The sequence below is a fragment of the Lacinutrix sp. WUR7 genome, from assembly GCF_016864015.1.
Taxonomy (GTDB): domain Bacteria; phylum Bacteroidota; class Bacteroidia; order Flavobacteriales; family Flavobacteriaceae; genus Oceanihabitans.
In genome coordinates this window covers 2,682,395-2,695,882 of sequence record NZ_CP045067.1, presented here as the reverse complement: position 1 = coordinate 2,695,882, position 13,488 = coordinate 2,682,395, and the positions used below count along the sequence as shown (strand labels likewise).

14 protein-coding genes are annotated in these 13,488 nt (G+C 32.6%); 12 read left to right on the top strand and 2 right to left on the bottom strand.

Annotated features, from left to right (window positions below):
* The first annotated feature begins 8 nt into the window (after positions 1-8).
* The 12 genes from ccoN to FG167_RS11755 all read left to right on the top strand — a co-directional run bounded on the left by ccoN (position 9) and on the right by FG167_RS11755 (position 11,258).
* Entirely contained in the window at positions 9-2,192 is a 2,184-nt protein-coding gene (ccoN, locus tag FG167_RS11810) for a cytochrome-c oxidase, cbb3-type subunit I (protein WP_203458454.1), read from the top strand.
* 4 nt (positions 2,193-2,196) lie between these two features.
* Positions 2,197-2,388, top strand: a complete 192-nt coding sequence (locus FG167_RS11805; RefSeq protein ID WP_203458453.1) for a CcoQ/FixQ family Cbb3-type cytochrome c oxidase assembly chaperone — start codon at positions 2,197-2,199, stop codon at positions 2,386-2,388.
* Positions 2,385-3,272, top strand: a complete 888-nt coding sequence (locus FG167_RS11800) for a cbb3-type cytochrome c oxidase N-terminal domain-containing protein (protein WP_203458452.1) — start codon at positions 2,385-2,387, stop codon at positions 3,270-3,272. The genes FG167_RS11805 and FG167_RS11800 overlap by 4 nt, the downstream gene beginning before the upstream one ends.
* Before the next feature lie 59 nt (positions 3,273-3,331).
* Positions 3,332-4,756: a cytochrome c oxidase accessory protein CcoG gene (gene ccoG, locus FG167_RS11795; protein ID WP_203458451.1), complete on the top strand. Its 1,425-nt coding sequence runs from the start codon at positions 3,332-3,334 to the stop codon at positions 4,754-4,756.
* Positions 4,757-4,928: 172 nt separating this feature from the next.
* Positions 4,929-5,375: a FixH family protein gene (locus FG167_RS11790; RefSeq protein WP_203458450.1), complete on the top strand. Its 447-nt coding sequence runs from the start codon at positions 4,929-4,931 to the stop codon at positions 5,373-5,375.
* A gap of 11 nt (positions 5,376-5,386) precedes the next feature.
* Positions 5,387-6,088: a sulfite exporter TauE/SafE family protein gene (locus tag FG167_RS11785; RefSeq protein WP_203458449.1), complete on the top strand. Its 702-nt coding sequence runs from the start codon at positions 5,387-5,389 to the stop codon at positions 6,086-6,088.
* Positions 6,089-6,147: 59 nt separating this feature from the next.
* Positions 6,148-7,575, top strand: a complete 1,428-nt coding sequence (locus FG167_RS11780) for an aspartate aminotransferase family protein (RefSeq protein ID WP_203458448.1) — start codon at positions 6,148-6,150, stop codon at positions 7,573-7,575.
* 93 nt (positions 7,576-7,668) lie between these two features.
* A complete protein-coding gene (locus FG167_RS11775; protein WP_203458447.1) occupies positions 7,669-8,088 on the top strand; it encodes a CBS domain-containing protein in 420 nt (139 codons plus the stop codon).
* 123 nt (positions 8,089-8,211) lie between these two features.
* Positions 8,212-8,646 (top strand): Rrf2 family transcriptional regulator, encoded by a 435-nt coding sequence (locus tag FG167_RS11770; protein WP_203458446.1) that lies wholly within the window; start codon positions 8,212-8,214, stop codon positions 8,644-8,646.
* Positions 8,647-8,768: 122 nt separating this feature from the next.
* A complete protein-coding gene (gene ric / locus FG167_RS11765) occupies positions 8,769-9,500 on the top strand; it encodes an iron-sulfur cluster repair di-iron protein (protein ID WP_203458445.1) in 732 nt (243 codons plus the stop codon).
* A 113-nt stretch (positions 9,501-9,613) separates the two neighbouring features.
* A complete protein-coding gene (locus tag FG167_RS11760; RefSeq protein ID WP_203458444.1) occupies positions 9,614-10,825 on the top strand; it encodes a hypothetical protein in 1,212 nt (403 codons plus the stop codon).
* Positions 10,797-11,258 (top strand): hemerythrin domain-containing protein, encoded by a 462-nt coding sequence (locus tag FG167_RS11755; RefSeq protein WP_203458443.1) that lies wholly within the window; start codon positions 10,797-10,799, stop codon positions 11,256-11,258. Before FG167_RS11760 ends, FG167_RS11755 begins: the two co-directional genes overlap by 29 nt.
* Before the next feature lie 79 nt (positions 11,259-11,337).
* Here FG167_RS11755 and FG167_RS11750 read toward each other — a convergent pair whose 3' ends face one another.
* Together FG167_RS11750 and FG167_RS11745 are read right to left on the bottom strand one after the other, a co-directional pair.
* Positions 11,338-12,597 (bottom strand): alginate export family protein, encoded by a 1,260-nt coding sequence (locus FG167_RS11750; RefSeq protein ID WP_203458442.1) that lies wholly within the window; start codon positions 12,595-12,597, stop codon positions 11,338-11,340.
* A gap of 50 nt (positions 12,598-12,647) precedes the next feature.
* Entirely contained in the window at positions 12,648-13,364 is a 717-nt protein-coding gene (locus FG167_RS11745) for an SCO family protein (protein ID WP_203458441.1), read from the bottom strand.
* Positions 13,365-13,488 lie beyond the last annotated feature (124 nt).

The following is a 13,488-nucleotide window of genomic DNA, read 5'->3' as shown; positions in this document are numbered from 1 at the left end:
TATTTATTATGGAAAAAGAACAATTCTATTACGATAACAAGATCGTTAAAAATTTCCTTTACGCTACCATTCTTTGGGGAGTTGTAGGTATGACAGTCGGCTTAATGCTAGCTTTCCTTTTCATTTTCCCCAATTATACCGAAGGTATTTCGTGGTTAAGCTTTGGTCGTTTAAGACCATTACATACCAACGCAGTAATCTTTGCCTTTGTTGGTAATGCGATTTTTGCCGGTGTATATTATTCTACACAACGTCTTCTTAAAGCGAGAATGTTTAGTGATTTACTAAGTAAAATTAATTTTTGGGGTTGGCAATTAATGATTGTTGGCGCTGCAATAACACTTCCTTTAGGATACACCACATCTAAAGAATATGCAGAATTAGAGTGGCCTTTTGATATTCTAATTGCTGTAATTTGGGTGGTATTTGGAATCAATTTAATTGGTACCATGATTAAAAGAAGACAACGTCATTTATACGTTGCTATTTGGTTTTACATTGCCACTTTTGTAACGGTTGCTGTATTGCACATTTTTAATAGTTTAGAACTTCCAGTTAGTGCTATGAAAAGTTACTCGGTATATGCAGGAGTTCAAGATGCATTGGTGCAATGGTGGTACGGACATAATGCCGTAGCATTCTTTTTAACAACACCTTTCTTAGGATTGATGTATTATTTTGTACCTAAAGCTGCAAATAGACCTGTTTACTCCTATAGACTTTCTATCATTCACTTTTGGTCTTTAATCTTTATTTATATTTGGGCTGGACCACACCATTTACTATATACCGCTTTACCAGAATGGGCACAAAATCTTGGTGTAGCATTTTCTGTAATGTTATTAATGCCTTCTTGGGGAGGAATGATAAACGGACTACTAACACTTCGTGGTGCTTGGGATAAAGTACGTACAGATCCTGTTTTAAAATTTATGGTGGTTGCTCTTACTGGTTATGGTATGGCAACTTTTGAAGGGCCTTTACTTTCCCTTAAAAATGTAAATGCCATTGGTCACTTTACCGATTGGATTATTGCGCACGTACACGTTGGTGCTTTAGCTTGGAATGGTTTCTTAGCCTTTGGTATGATCTATTATTTAGTGCCTAGATTATTTAAAACGAAGTTATATTCTATCGGACTTGCTAACTTGCATTTCTGGATTGGTACTTTAGGAATTATATTTTACGCATTACCACTTTACGTTGCTGGATTTACACAAGCAAGTATGTGGAAACAGTTTAATCCAGACGGGACTTTAATGTATGGTAACTTCTTAGAAACCGTTACCGAAATTATGCCAATGTACTACATGCGTGCTGTTGGTGGAACGCTATATATTGCAGGAATGTTAATTCTTGTGTATAACGTTTATGTTACAATAAGACAAGGAAGTAAAGTAGAAGACGAATTAGCGGAAGCTCCTGCATTACAACATGTTTCTAAAAAACGTACTGCTGGCGAAGGATGGCATACTTGGTTAGAACGTAAGCCTATTAAATTAACTATTGGTGCAACTATTGCTATCTTAATTGGTGGTATTGTACAAATAGTACCAACTATCATGGTAAAATCGAATATACCTACTATTGCAAGTGTAAAACCTTACACGCCTTTAGAATTAGAAGGTCGTGATATTTACATTCGTGAAGGTTGTGTTGGATGTCACTCTCAAATGATTCGTCCGTTTAGATCTGAAGTAGAACGTTACGGAGAATACTCGAAAGCAGGAGAATATGTTTATGATCATCCATTCTTATGGGGATCTAAAAGAACTGGTCCAGATTTACATCGTATTGGAGGGAAATATTCAGACAACTGGCACTTAAACCACATGTATGATCCACAAAGTACGTCTTCAGGTTCTATTATGCCATCGTATAAATGGATTGTTAGAGATGAACTAGACAAATCACTTACAGAGAAGAAAATGAAAGCAATGGTTTCTTTGGGCGTTCCTTATTCAGAAGAAGAAATTAATAATGCACAGCAAGCCATGTTAGAGCAAGGTACACAAATTGAAAAAAACCTATATGCAGATCCTGATTTTGCCGAAACCTACGAAGCAGATAAAGCAGCTGGAGGTGCAGAATTTATAGAAATGCGTAATCGTGAAATTGTAGCTGTTATCGCTTATTTACAACGTTTGGGTACAGATATAAAAGTGAAAGATTTAGAAACCACTCAAAACTAGAATTATGTTAAAATTTGTAAAAAACTATATGGATAGTATGGATGGAATTGAAGTATATCCAATTATATCCTTACTTATATTCTTCGGTTTTTTTGTAGTCCTATTTTTATGGGTATTTACAGCAAAAAAAGAATATATAGAAAGTGTAAGTAATTTACCATTAGAATTAGATAACCAAAACCAATCCGAATTATGAGAAATTTATTTCCGTCTTGGCTTAAGATACCAGTCCTATTTTTTATCATTTTAGGCATTGTAGAATTTTTTGTCGATTCTGGTTCCAAGCCAGCATTTATAGAGAAACCAATCATTATGGTATTCTTACTACTCGTTTTACTAATATTAATTGCTACAGAAGCTATAGTAGGTTCTATGGCTAATATTCTATATCAAAGTTTAGACGAAGAAGGAAAAGCTAGATATGATGCAGAAAAAGTAAAAACATCGAAACTTGTTACTTGGGTAAATAAAACCTACACCAAATTATTAGGTGCTAAACCAATACAAGAAGAACACGAAATTATTCTAGATCATAATTACGATGGTATTAAAGAGCTAGATAATGATCTTCCGCCTTGGTGGATTTACAGTTTTTATATTTCTATAATATTTGCTGTGGTGTATTTAGTAAGATTCCATGTTTTTAATGGTGAAAACCAGTATATGGAATTAGATGCGGAATATGCGCAAGCAAAAATTGATATTGAAGAATACAAAAAAACAGCTAAAGATTTAGTCGATTTTAATACCGTTGAATTATTAACGGATGCTTCCGACTTAAATAATGGTAAAAAAATATTCACCGAAAACTGTGTTGCTTGTCATAAAGCTGATGGTGGTGGTGGAATTGGACCTAACCTAACCGACAAGAACTGGATATTAGGTGGAGGCATTAAAAATGTCTTTAGAACGGTTACCGAAGGTGGACGTGATGGTAAAGGAATGATTGCTTGGAAACAAAGTTTAAAACCTGCAGAAATTGCGCAAGTAGCAAGTTATGTACTACAATTTCAAGGTACCACTCCTGCCGAACCTAAATCTGCTGAAGGAGATATCTGGGAAGAAACTACAAAAGAATAAAACATTTTGAACATGATCTATCCGGTTTTAAAATCGAATAGATCTAAATAAAATAGATTTTGGAAACACCGCAAAACGAATCTTTTAGAGACACCATTGGTACCATCAATGAAGAAGGTGGCCGTGCTTGGGTATACCCCAAAAAACCTAGTGGTAAATATTATAACAAGCGAAAAATAGTGAGCTATGGTTTACTTATTTTTCTTATTGCTGCTCCTTTTATAAAAATAAATGGAAACCAGTTTTTATTATTTAATATTTTAGAACGTCGTTTCAATATTTTTGGTTTACCGTTTTGGCCACAAGATTTTTACTTATTTGTAATGTCTATGCTCATTGGTATTGTGTTTATCGCTTTATTTACCGTGAGTTTCGGACGTGTTTTTTGTGGTTGGATTTGCCCGCAAACCATTTTTATGGAAATGGTTTTTAGACGCATTGAATATTGGATTGATGGGGATAGAAACAAACAACGTAAACTAGATAAGCAAGAATGGAATGCCGAAAAAATTAAAAAACGTGCATTAAAATGGTTTATCTTCCTAATGATATCATTTGTTATTGCAAATGTGTTTTTAGCCTATTTAATAGGAAGTGATAAACTTATAAAATATATAACTGGTAATCCGTTAGATCATTTAGGTACTCTTTTTCCACTTATTATTTTTACTGCTGTCTTCTATTTTGTTTTCGCTTGGTTTAGAGAACAAGTATGTATTATTGCTTGTCCGTATGGTAGATTACAAAGTGTATTACTAGATAATAAATCGATAGTAGTTGCTTATGATCATAAACGTGGTGAAGGAGAAAATGGTCGTAAAAAATTCAGAAAAAACGAAGATAGAGAAGCTTTAGGACATGGAGATTGTATTGATTGTATGCAGTGTGTTAATGTTTGTCCGACAGGAATCGATATTAGAAATGGTACGCAATTAGAATGTGTAAACTGTACCGCTTGTATTGATGAATGTGATCATATTATGGAAAGTATCGACCTTCCAAAAGGATTAATACGATTTGCTTCTGAAGATGAAATAGAAAAGAAAGAAAAATTCAAGATTACTGCAAGAATGAAAGGATACATTGCTGTTCTTACTATTCTTACTGGTTTATTATGTGGTATGCTACTTTTAAGAAACGATGTAGAAGCTACTGTTTTAAGACTTCCAGGGCAATTATTTGAGCATAAAGGAGAAAATATAATAAGTAACGTTTTCACCTTTAAACTTGTAAATAAAACAACGAAGGATATTGAAAACATTAACTTCAAACTTAGAAAGCAAGAAGGGGAAATAAAAATGGTTTCTACAGCAGCAAATTTTGAAGTTCCTGCACAAGGTTTAGCAGAAGGAACCTTATTTATTGAAATTGACAAAAGTAAGTTGAAAGGAGACAAAAGTAAACTTATGATTGAGGTGTATAGTGGTGATGAAATGATTGAAACCACTACTGTAAACTTTTTAGGACCAAGAAGTTATAAGTAAAAAAAGTTTTTTTGGTTCCTGAAGCGCATTAAGGATTGAACAATCTGTTTGAGCTCCTTGAAAAGAGCGAGTTGTGAAAGCCTGACCTGAAGTAAAACGGAAGGTAATGCCCAGAAATAAAAGAAAGTTTAATTAATAAAAGGAGATTCCTGCCTTCGTGGGAAGTTGAGATATGAAAATAAATTGGGGAACAGGAATCGTAATCGCATTTGTAGCATTTATCAGCTTCATCATGTACTTCATTATCACCATGATGACAGATAGTACTTATGACCATGATTTAGTAGTCGAAGATTATTACAAACAAGAATTACAATTTCAAAACGAGATTAATAAAGAAACGAATGCTAAAAGCTTAGTAGAAAATATCTCTTGGAAAAAAACAGCAGAAGGTCTTGTTATTATATTTCCAGAAAACCTTCAAAAAGAAAATATTACAGGAAAAGTGTTCCTATACAGACCATCTAATAAACAATTTGATTTTGAAATGCCTATTTCTCTATCAAACCACAATTTGCTCATACCTGACAAACGTTTGTTAGATGGTCGTTGGAACATTAAAGTAGACTGGCAATATAACGGGAAAAATTATCTCTACAAAAAAGAGGTCCTTTACTAAAACAAAAAAACATGCTTTGGTCTGCCATAATATTTGGATTACTAGGAAGCTTTCACTGCGTTGGTATGTGCGGTCCTATTGCATTTATGCTACCGGTAGATAGAAGTAATTCGACTAAGAAAGTAATACAAATATTTACGTATCATTTTGGTCGATTATTAGCATATTCCTTAATTGGTTTATTTTTCGGTTTGGTTGGAAAAAGTCTTTACATCTTTGGACTACAACAACAACTATCCATCTTCATTGGCGTATTAATGATAGTTGTGGTTCTCATTCCTGTACAAACTTTCAATAAATACAATTTCTCAAAACCTATTTATAAAATTATCTCGAAAGTAAAATCTTCTTTAGGTAAAGCTTTAAAAAAGAAAACTGCAGATACCTTTTTAACCATTGGTTTTCTAAACGGCTTCTTACCTTGTGGCTTAGTATATATGGCCATTTTTGCTTCTTTAGCAATGCCAAATGTATGGCAAGGAAGTTTATATATGGCACTGTTTGGTTTAGGTACCATCCCATTAATGACTTCTGCTATTTACTTAGGTAAATTTTTAAATACCAAAATGAAGCAACGTATTCAAAAAGGGATTCCTATTTTTGTGGTCATTATAGGATTATTATTTATTCTTCGTGGTCTAGGCTTAGGTATTCCTTACCTCTCGCCTGCTCCAATAGTTGATGTTGCATCTAGTGCAATAGATTGTCACTAAAGTAGTGGCTTTTCGTAAAGCGTACTTTCTATTCATATAAAAACACAAAAATGCCCTTCATGGACAATTCGCATAAATTGCAATTAAGTAAAGAAGAAATGAAACAATATGGTTATCAAGTAATTGATACTATTGTAGAACATTTTGATACAGAAAACTCTAAAAAACCAGTTTCTTTAGCTTCTAGAGAAGAAATGGATTTACTTTTTAAAACCGAAGCGCCAGAAGACCCTACCAACTACAAAGAAGTATTAGACTTTGTTACGGAAAAAGTATTACCAAATAGTAGTATTGTTACCCATCCAAAATCCTATTCTTTTGTTCCGGGACCAAGCAATTTTGTTAGTGTTATGGCAGATACTTTAGCCACAGGATTCAATATATTTTCTGGAGGTTGGGCTGCTTCTCCTGCTGCTGCAGAATTAGAAATTGTAACCATGCACTGGTTATTAAAACTTTTTAAATTTCCGACAAAAAAAGGTGGTGGAATTTTCACCAGTGGTGGCTCTATGGCAAACTTAACAGCCTTAGTAACTGCAAGAAGACAACGTTGTGGCGACGATTTTTCGAAAGCTATTATTTACCTTTCCGATCAAGCACACTCTTCTAATATAAAAGCTATTCGTGTTTTAGGCTTTAAAAAAGAACAAATACGAATCATTCCTACCGATATTGAATTTAAAATGGCCATTAATAAACTTAAAAATGCCATTGCCAAAGATCGATTAGAAGGTTTACAACCGTTTTGTATTATCGCTTCCGCTGGAACAACAAATACAGGAACTGTAGATCCTTTAAATGAAATTGCTAAAATATGTAAGACCGAAAAACTTTGGTTTCATATTGATGGTGCTTATGGTGGCGCAGCTATCTTATCCAAAAAAGGAAGCCAATTATTAAAAGGTATTGAAAAAGCAGATTCATTGGCCATAGATCCTCATAAATGGCTATACCAACCTTATGAAATGGGGTGTTTATTAGTTAGAAATCACAAATGGTTAAGTGAAACTTTTACCGAAAAACCAGAGTATTTAAGAGATATTGAAGGGAATCCATCAGAAATTAATTTTTACGATCATGGTATTCAACTTACAAGACGTTTTAGAGCTTTAAAGTTTTATATGTCTATGAAAACCTTCGGACTTTCCGCATTTAAAAAAGCGGTTTCCTATTCTATTGATTTAGCCGAAGAAGTAGAAGCCGATTTACGAAAAAGCGCGAATTGGGAAGTGGTATCTCCAGCTACATTAGCGGTAATTAATTTTAGATACAATCCCATAGGAAAAAATTATTCAGAAAAACAGTTAGATGCTATTAATCAAGAAATTTCTAAAAGAGTGGTAGACTCTAGAGAAGCATTATTAGTAACTACCATTTTACAAAAACAAGTAGTTTTACGTATGTGTTTAATAAACCCAAGAACGACATTTGAAGATGTAAAAGACACCTTAAAAACTTGTGAAGCTTTTGCTTTGGAAATTATTTAGTTTTCATTTAAAACAATAACCTTAACTGACTTTTATCATATTTATTTTTAGCGTTTTAAACTATCTTTAATATAGAATTTAAAACAAAAGAATATGAAGAAAAGAACACCAGTTTCAGAAATAATGACAAGAGATGTTATCACTCTTAATCACAAAGATGATTTAGATATAGCAGAAAAATTATTCAAAAAAAATAACATTCGCCATATTCCAGTGGTAAGCGGAGACAAAATAATTGGGCTGCTTAGTTATACCGATTTATTACGTATTAGCTTTGCAGATGCCATAGATGAGGACGAACAAAATGTAGACACTGTAGTATATAATATGTTTACTATTGAGCAAGTAATGGCTAAAAACTTGGTAAGTGTTTCTTCTAACACAACCATTTTAGAAGTTGCTAAAATACTCGCAAAAAAAGAATTTCATGCTTTACCAGTAGTAGATGACGATAAATTAGTTGGTATTGTAACCACTACAGATTTAATTGAATACTTGATACAACAGTATTAATATTTATAAAAAATGAAAATCACTTGGTAAAAATACCAAACGATTTTTTAACAAATAATTAATTAGGATAAATTTATCTTAATTAATTATTTGTTTATATTTGTAACAGAAAAAAAGAATTATATGTTTTCGAAAGCTTGTGAATATGGAATAAGAGCGTCTATTTTTATTGCGAAAAATTCGTTTGAAGGGAAATTGGTTTCCCCTAAGGAAATTTCGGAAGAAATAAACTCTCCCAAAGCGTTTACAGCAAAAATTTTACAAGCATTAGTTAGACATGATATTATTAAGTCTTTAAAAGGTGCTTATGGCGGTTTTATAATCGATAAAGATACTATTGCAACCATAAAACTTACACAAATAGTTGAAGCTATTGATGGCGACAAAATTTATAGTGGTTGCGGATTAGGTTTAGAGAAATGCGATGAAAATCATCCCTGTCCTATGCATGATAAATTCAAAGTGATACGCGACGAATTGAAACATATGCTAGAAACTACTAATTTAGAAGAACTTGCATTAGGCATAAAATCTGGAGCTTCCTTTTTAAAGATCTAAAAAAATTTGAATATAAATAGGATAAATTTATCCGAAATAAAAACAGCCTTACCGCTCTTAATAAAGAAAAAAACAAGCAGATAAAAGGCAAATACATTTTACCAATAATAAAAAAAAACATCATGGAAACATTACAAAAAAGTACCCAGAAACACATAGGTGAATTTGTAGCAGAAGATTTTAGAACTGCTGCCGTTTTTTCAAAATATAAGATAGATTTCTGCTGCAATGGAAACCGAACTATTGCAGAAGCTTGCGAGAAAAAAGGAATAGATAGTAATAGGTTAACCGAAGAATTAGAGGCTGTTTTAAACACGACAACAAATCCATCTATAGATTACAAATCTTGGCCTTTAGATTTACTAGCCGAATATATTGAAAAAAAACACCATAGATATGTGGAAGAGAAAATCCCTGTTTTACGTCAGTTTTTAGACAAACTTTGTCGTGTCCATGGTGAGCGTCACCCAGAATTATTTAAAATAAATGAATTGTTCACTGCTTCTGCTAACGAATTAACTGCACACATGAAGAAAGAAGAGCTCATTCTCTTTCCTTTTGTAAAAAGAATGGTAAAAGCAAAATTAGATAATCAAGCGATACAATCTCCACAATTTGGAACCGTTGAAAATCCGATTGCCATGATGATGCATGAGCATGATACCGAAGGAGAACGCTTTAGAGAAATAGCAGAACTTACCGATAATTATACCCCGCCAGCAGATGCGTGTAACACCTACAAAGTCACTTATGCTATGCTGGAGGAATTTGAAAAAGACTTGCATTTACACATACACTTAGAAAACAATATTCTATTTCCTGAAGCCATAAAACTAGAGCAACAATTTGATTAATAGCGGTTCAAAATTTGTAACTTTAGTACTTAAAAAATCCTGGAACATTTACTTAAACATGTTCTGGGATTTTTATTAATACATACCTTTAGCTACCGACTATTTTTATTATAATGCAAAAAAAATTCATTCTTGTTTGTTTAATTAACTTCTTTATTGCTGCCCTAATGGGTTTGGCGCTTCGGTTTTCGGTTTTAGAATCTATTGGTTTAAATTATCGTTTTTTAACGCATGCACATTCCCATGTTGCCATGTTAGGCTGGGTTTATTTAATGTTATTTACACTTATTGTACATTATTTTATTCCGGATAAAAAACCTATTTATAATCGTTTATTTTGGCTTACCGAATTTGCCGTTATTGGCATGATGATCAGCTTTCCTTTTCAAGGTTATGCTGCAGTTTCCATTTCCTTTTCTACCTTACATATATTTTGTAGTTACTATTTTGCCTATCTCATTTGGAAAAATCAGGAAACCAAATCGTTAGTAACCAACAAACTCCTTAAGGCTTCGCTACTATTTATGGTGCTTTCTACATTTGGTGTTTGGTGTTTGGGACCAGCGGTTTCCATGCTAGGACAAGCATCTGCTTTTTACCAAATAGCCATTCAGTTCTTTTTACATTTTCAGTTTAATGGTTGGTTTTTGATTGCTGTTATCGCTGTATTTTTCCATGTACTTCAGATTGAAGATTCCAAATTATTCCGGTCGTTCTTCAAACTATTAATTGCCGCTACTATTTTAACTTTTGCTTTACCTATTCAATGGTTTGCACCACATAAAGCACTACTATTTATTAATGCGCTTGGTATTCTTTTACAACTAGCTAGCCTTTATACGTTTTTAAAAATAATTAAACCTAAGTTGTTAGACCACGTTAGCAAACGGCCTAAAATACTACTCTATCTCTATTTTTTTAGTGTAGTATGTTTTAGTCTAAAAACACTTTTACAAGCACTTACTCTTATTCCTGAATTTTCAATAGTCGTATTCGAACATCGCAACTTTATCATTGGTTTTATTCATTTAATGATGCTTGGTATTATTAGTGGTTTCTTGTTTTCGTTTATATTAAACACGCGTTTAGTCCGATTTACAAAATCGCTATATATTGGGGTTTACAGTTTTCTTTTAGGTTTTATATTAACCGAAATGTTATTACTTATTCAAGGTTGCAAATTTTATTTTGAAGAAGGAATGCTTACCAATTACTATCTTTTATTATTTCTATTTAGTATTTTATTACCACTAGGAATTCTTTTTATTTTATTACATATTATTAAAACAAAATACGATGCAAAACAAACCACAAAAACGTCATAAAGCGCTACAACCATTAAGTCGAGAACATCATCACGGACTATTATTATCTTGGAAAATTAGATCTGGATTTAGCAAGAATATTGCGCCAGAACGGATAAGAATGTATGCGAATTGGTTTTTTAAAACACACTTAATTCCGCATTTTGAAATGGAAGAAACACATATTTTTACTATTCTAGAAGAAGATAATGAACTTGTAAAAAAAGCTTTAGCAGATCATAAACAGATAAAGGCTTTATTTGCGGAAACCGAAGACGACGCCATAACATTAGGTAAAATTGAAGAAGTATTAGAACAACACATCCGATTTGAAGAACGCATTTTGTTTCCTGAAATACAGAAAATAGCTACAGAAGAACAAATGCTTCAAATAGAAAAAATCCATCAACCAGAAGACTTTAAGGATAATATAGAAGATGAATTTTGGAAGTGATTAAAAACAGAGAGCTGTTAGATTATAGAAATCTAACAGCTCTTGAAGTTACAGTTGGTGATAAACCCAAAACCTTATTTTACTCTTTTTTAAATGTTGTTTTAAACAAACTAGGATTAACCGTTATCATTAACCAAGCCCAATTATTTGCATTATCGCTATTTCCTCCTTTTAAAACTTCCATAGTTTCTGTTGCAAACATTTGTGAATATCCTGCTTGAAATTGAACATCTTTAGTCCATTTATAACCCAAAACTACATCGAGCTCTGTACCTAAAACAGCACTCATTTCTTTTCCAGAAGTATCCACAACAGTTGCTGCCGAGGAAAAAACATGTGGAATTAATTTTGCTGAAAATTTATTTTGTTGATACGCTATAGTTGCATTAACATCTAATAATCCCACAGAATTAATATGATTTCCTACATAAAAATAATCCATCAAACCATTAAATTTATGGTTGGTACCAAACAAAGGATTGAAAGATTTTATTTTGTTTTCTGTACTGTTACTATCGGTACCAGAAAGGTATTCTGCTCCTAGACCAGTTTTAAATGCTTCACTAATGGTATAAAATACATTTCCAGCAACGTTATATGCATGTAAACTTGTGTTTGCAATTTTTCCGGTTTGAAAATACATAGAAGCATCTGCCTGTAACTTATTTTTCTTGTAGGTAAGATGCGTACCTATAGTTTGGTTATACGCTACTTTTTGTTCGTCATCTGCATCATAAGCTAAACCGTTATTGAGAATTAAAAAGCTTAATCCAACCGCATCCCATTTCGTATGATACCAAGCATATTGAAACGCTTTATAATTATCTACAGTATAGTTCTCTTCAAACAAAGTTTCTGCATTTTCATTAAAAGCCAATCCAATATCCAATTGATTATTTTTATTTGGTTTATAGGTCGCAATAAATGCATCATGACTTCTTGCTTGTTGTGCCCAACCAACATTTCCAAAGATTCTATGGTCATCATAAACAATTTCTTGACGACCAAATTTTAAAGAAAATTTAGGATCTAAATGTAGTATTGCCCAGGCTTCATGAATTGCAGTTCCGTTGGTATCAGAAGTAGATAATGTAGAGACATCACCCCAAATTCTAACATTTTGTAACGCTAAATACATCTGTAATTTTTCGTTTTTATAACCAAAATTTAATCGTGTACGTTGCGATATAAATGTTGCTGCATCTACGTCATCTGCTATCAAAGTTTTGTAACCATGTCTATATTCAAAACGTGGTCTTAATTCTGTTGAAATCTCAAATTCTTGTGCGTATGAAGTCATTACAACTCCTAGACATAGGATTGTTAATATACTTTTCATTTTTAGTTCTGTTTTATTCCGATAAGATTTTTAAAATCTTGCAGGATATTTTATTGTGTAAGTTCTAGAATGGTATCTACGGTATCTTTATTATCTACCCCTAAACCTTCTTGTTGGTGTATTAATTCGCCTTTGGTATTAAAGACGCTAATGATATTGGAGTGTGAAAAATCTATAGGTGAAATCTGCTTGTATTTCATAGCAAGTACATTAGCAAATTCGCGAACACCACTTTCGGTTCCCTGCAAAAAAGTCCACTGTTCATCATCCATAAGATTTTCAATAGCAAATGCTTTTAAACGTTCTGGTGTATCGGTTTCTGGATCGATACTTATTAGTACAAAATTTAAATCTTTTAGGTTTTCTTTTGGGATTTTTGCTTCAATATTTCGCATATCTGCCACTAAACGAGGACAAGCAGCTTTACAAGAAGTATAAATCATGACCATTACTAAGGTTTTTCCTTTTAGATCTTTAAGCTGAATCACCTCACCTTCTTCGGTATTCCATTTAGAAGTTAAATTGAAAATAGATGCTTCCGATATTTCATTCGTTTCCAATACTTTTGAAGCTTTCGCTACGGGTTTCAAATCCATTTTACAAATAGGACAACTACCAGATTCGCTATAGGTTTTTGCGCCTTCGCATTGCATAGGACATTGGTAAACGGCTAATGCTTCTGAAGTATTTTTAGAAGTTTTAGAATTGCATGCCGTAAAAGCAATTGTCATTATTAAGACTGAAAAAATTATTTTTAAGTGTTTCATTTTTTATTCATTTTTTAATACCAAATAAACTTCAAAATGATGAGTTAAATTCGTTTCTATTTCCTTTACATATCCATATAAAATAGAACCTTAACTAATGCTATGCTTATATTTTCTATCTCAT

Coding starts and splice junctions, on each gene's coding strand:
- ccoN (WP_203458454.1), top strand. CDS start 9: ATGGAAAAAGAACAATTCTATTACGATAACAAGATCGTTAAAAATTTC.
- FG167_RS11805 (WP_203458453.1), top strand. CDS start 2,197: ATGTTAAAATTTGTAAAAAACTATATGGATAGTATGGATGGAATTGAA.
- FG167_RS11800 (WP_203458452.1), top strand. CDS start 2,385: ATGAGAAATTTATTTCCGTCTTGGCTTAAGATACCAGTCCTATTTTTT.
- FG167_RS11790 (WP_203458450.1), top strand. CDS start 4,929: ATGAAAATAAATTGGGGAACAGGAATCGTAATCGCATTTGTAGCATTT.
- FG167_RS11785 (WP_203458449.1), top strand. CDS start 5,387: ATGCTTTGGTCTGCCATAATATTTGGATTACTAGGAAGCTTTCACTGC.
- FG167_RS11780 (WP_203458448.1), top strand. CDS start 6,148: ATGGACAATTCGCATAAATTGCAATTAAGTAAAGAAGAAATGAAACAA.
- FG167_RS11775 (WP_203458447.1), top strand. CDS start 7,669: ATGAAGAAAAGAACACCAGTTTCAGAAATAATGACAAGAGATGTTATC.
- FG167_RS11770 (WP_203458446.1), top strand. CDS start 8,212: ATGTTTTCGAAAGCTTGTGAATATGGAATAAGAGCGTCTATTTTTATT.
- ric (WP_203458445.1), top strand. CDS start 8,769: ATGGAAACATTACAAAAAAGTACCCAGAAACACATAGGTGAATTTGTA.
- FG167_RS11760 (WP_203458444.1), top strand. CDS start 9,614: ATGCAAAAAAAATTCATTCTTGTTTGTTTAATTAACTTCTTTATTGCT.
- FG167_RS11755 (WP_203458443.1), top strand. CDS start 10,797: ATGCAAAACAAACCACAAAAACGTCATAAAGCGCTACAACCATTAAGT.
- FG167_RS11750 (WP_203458442.1), bottom strand. CDS start 12,597: ATGAAAAGTATATTAACAATCCTATGTCTAGGAGTTGTAATGACTTCA.
- FG167_RS11745 (WP_203458441.1), bottom strand. CDS start 13,364: ATGAAACACTTAAAAATAATTTTTTCAGTCTTAATAATGACAATTGCT.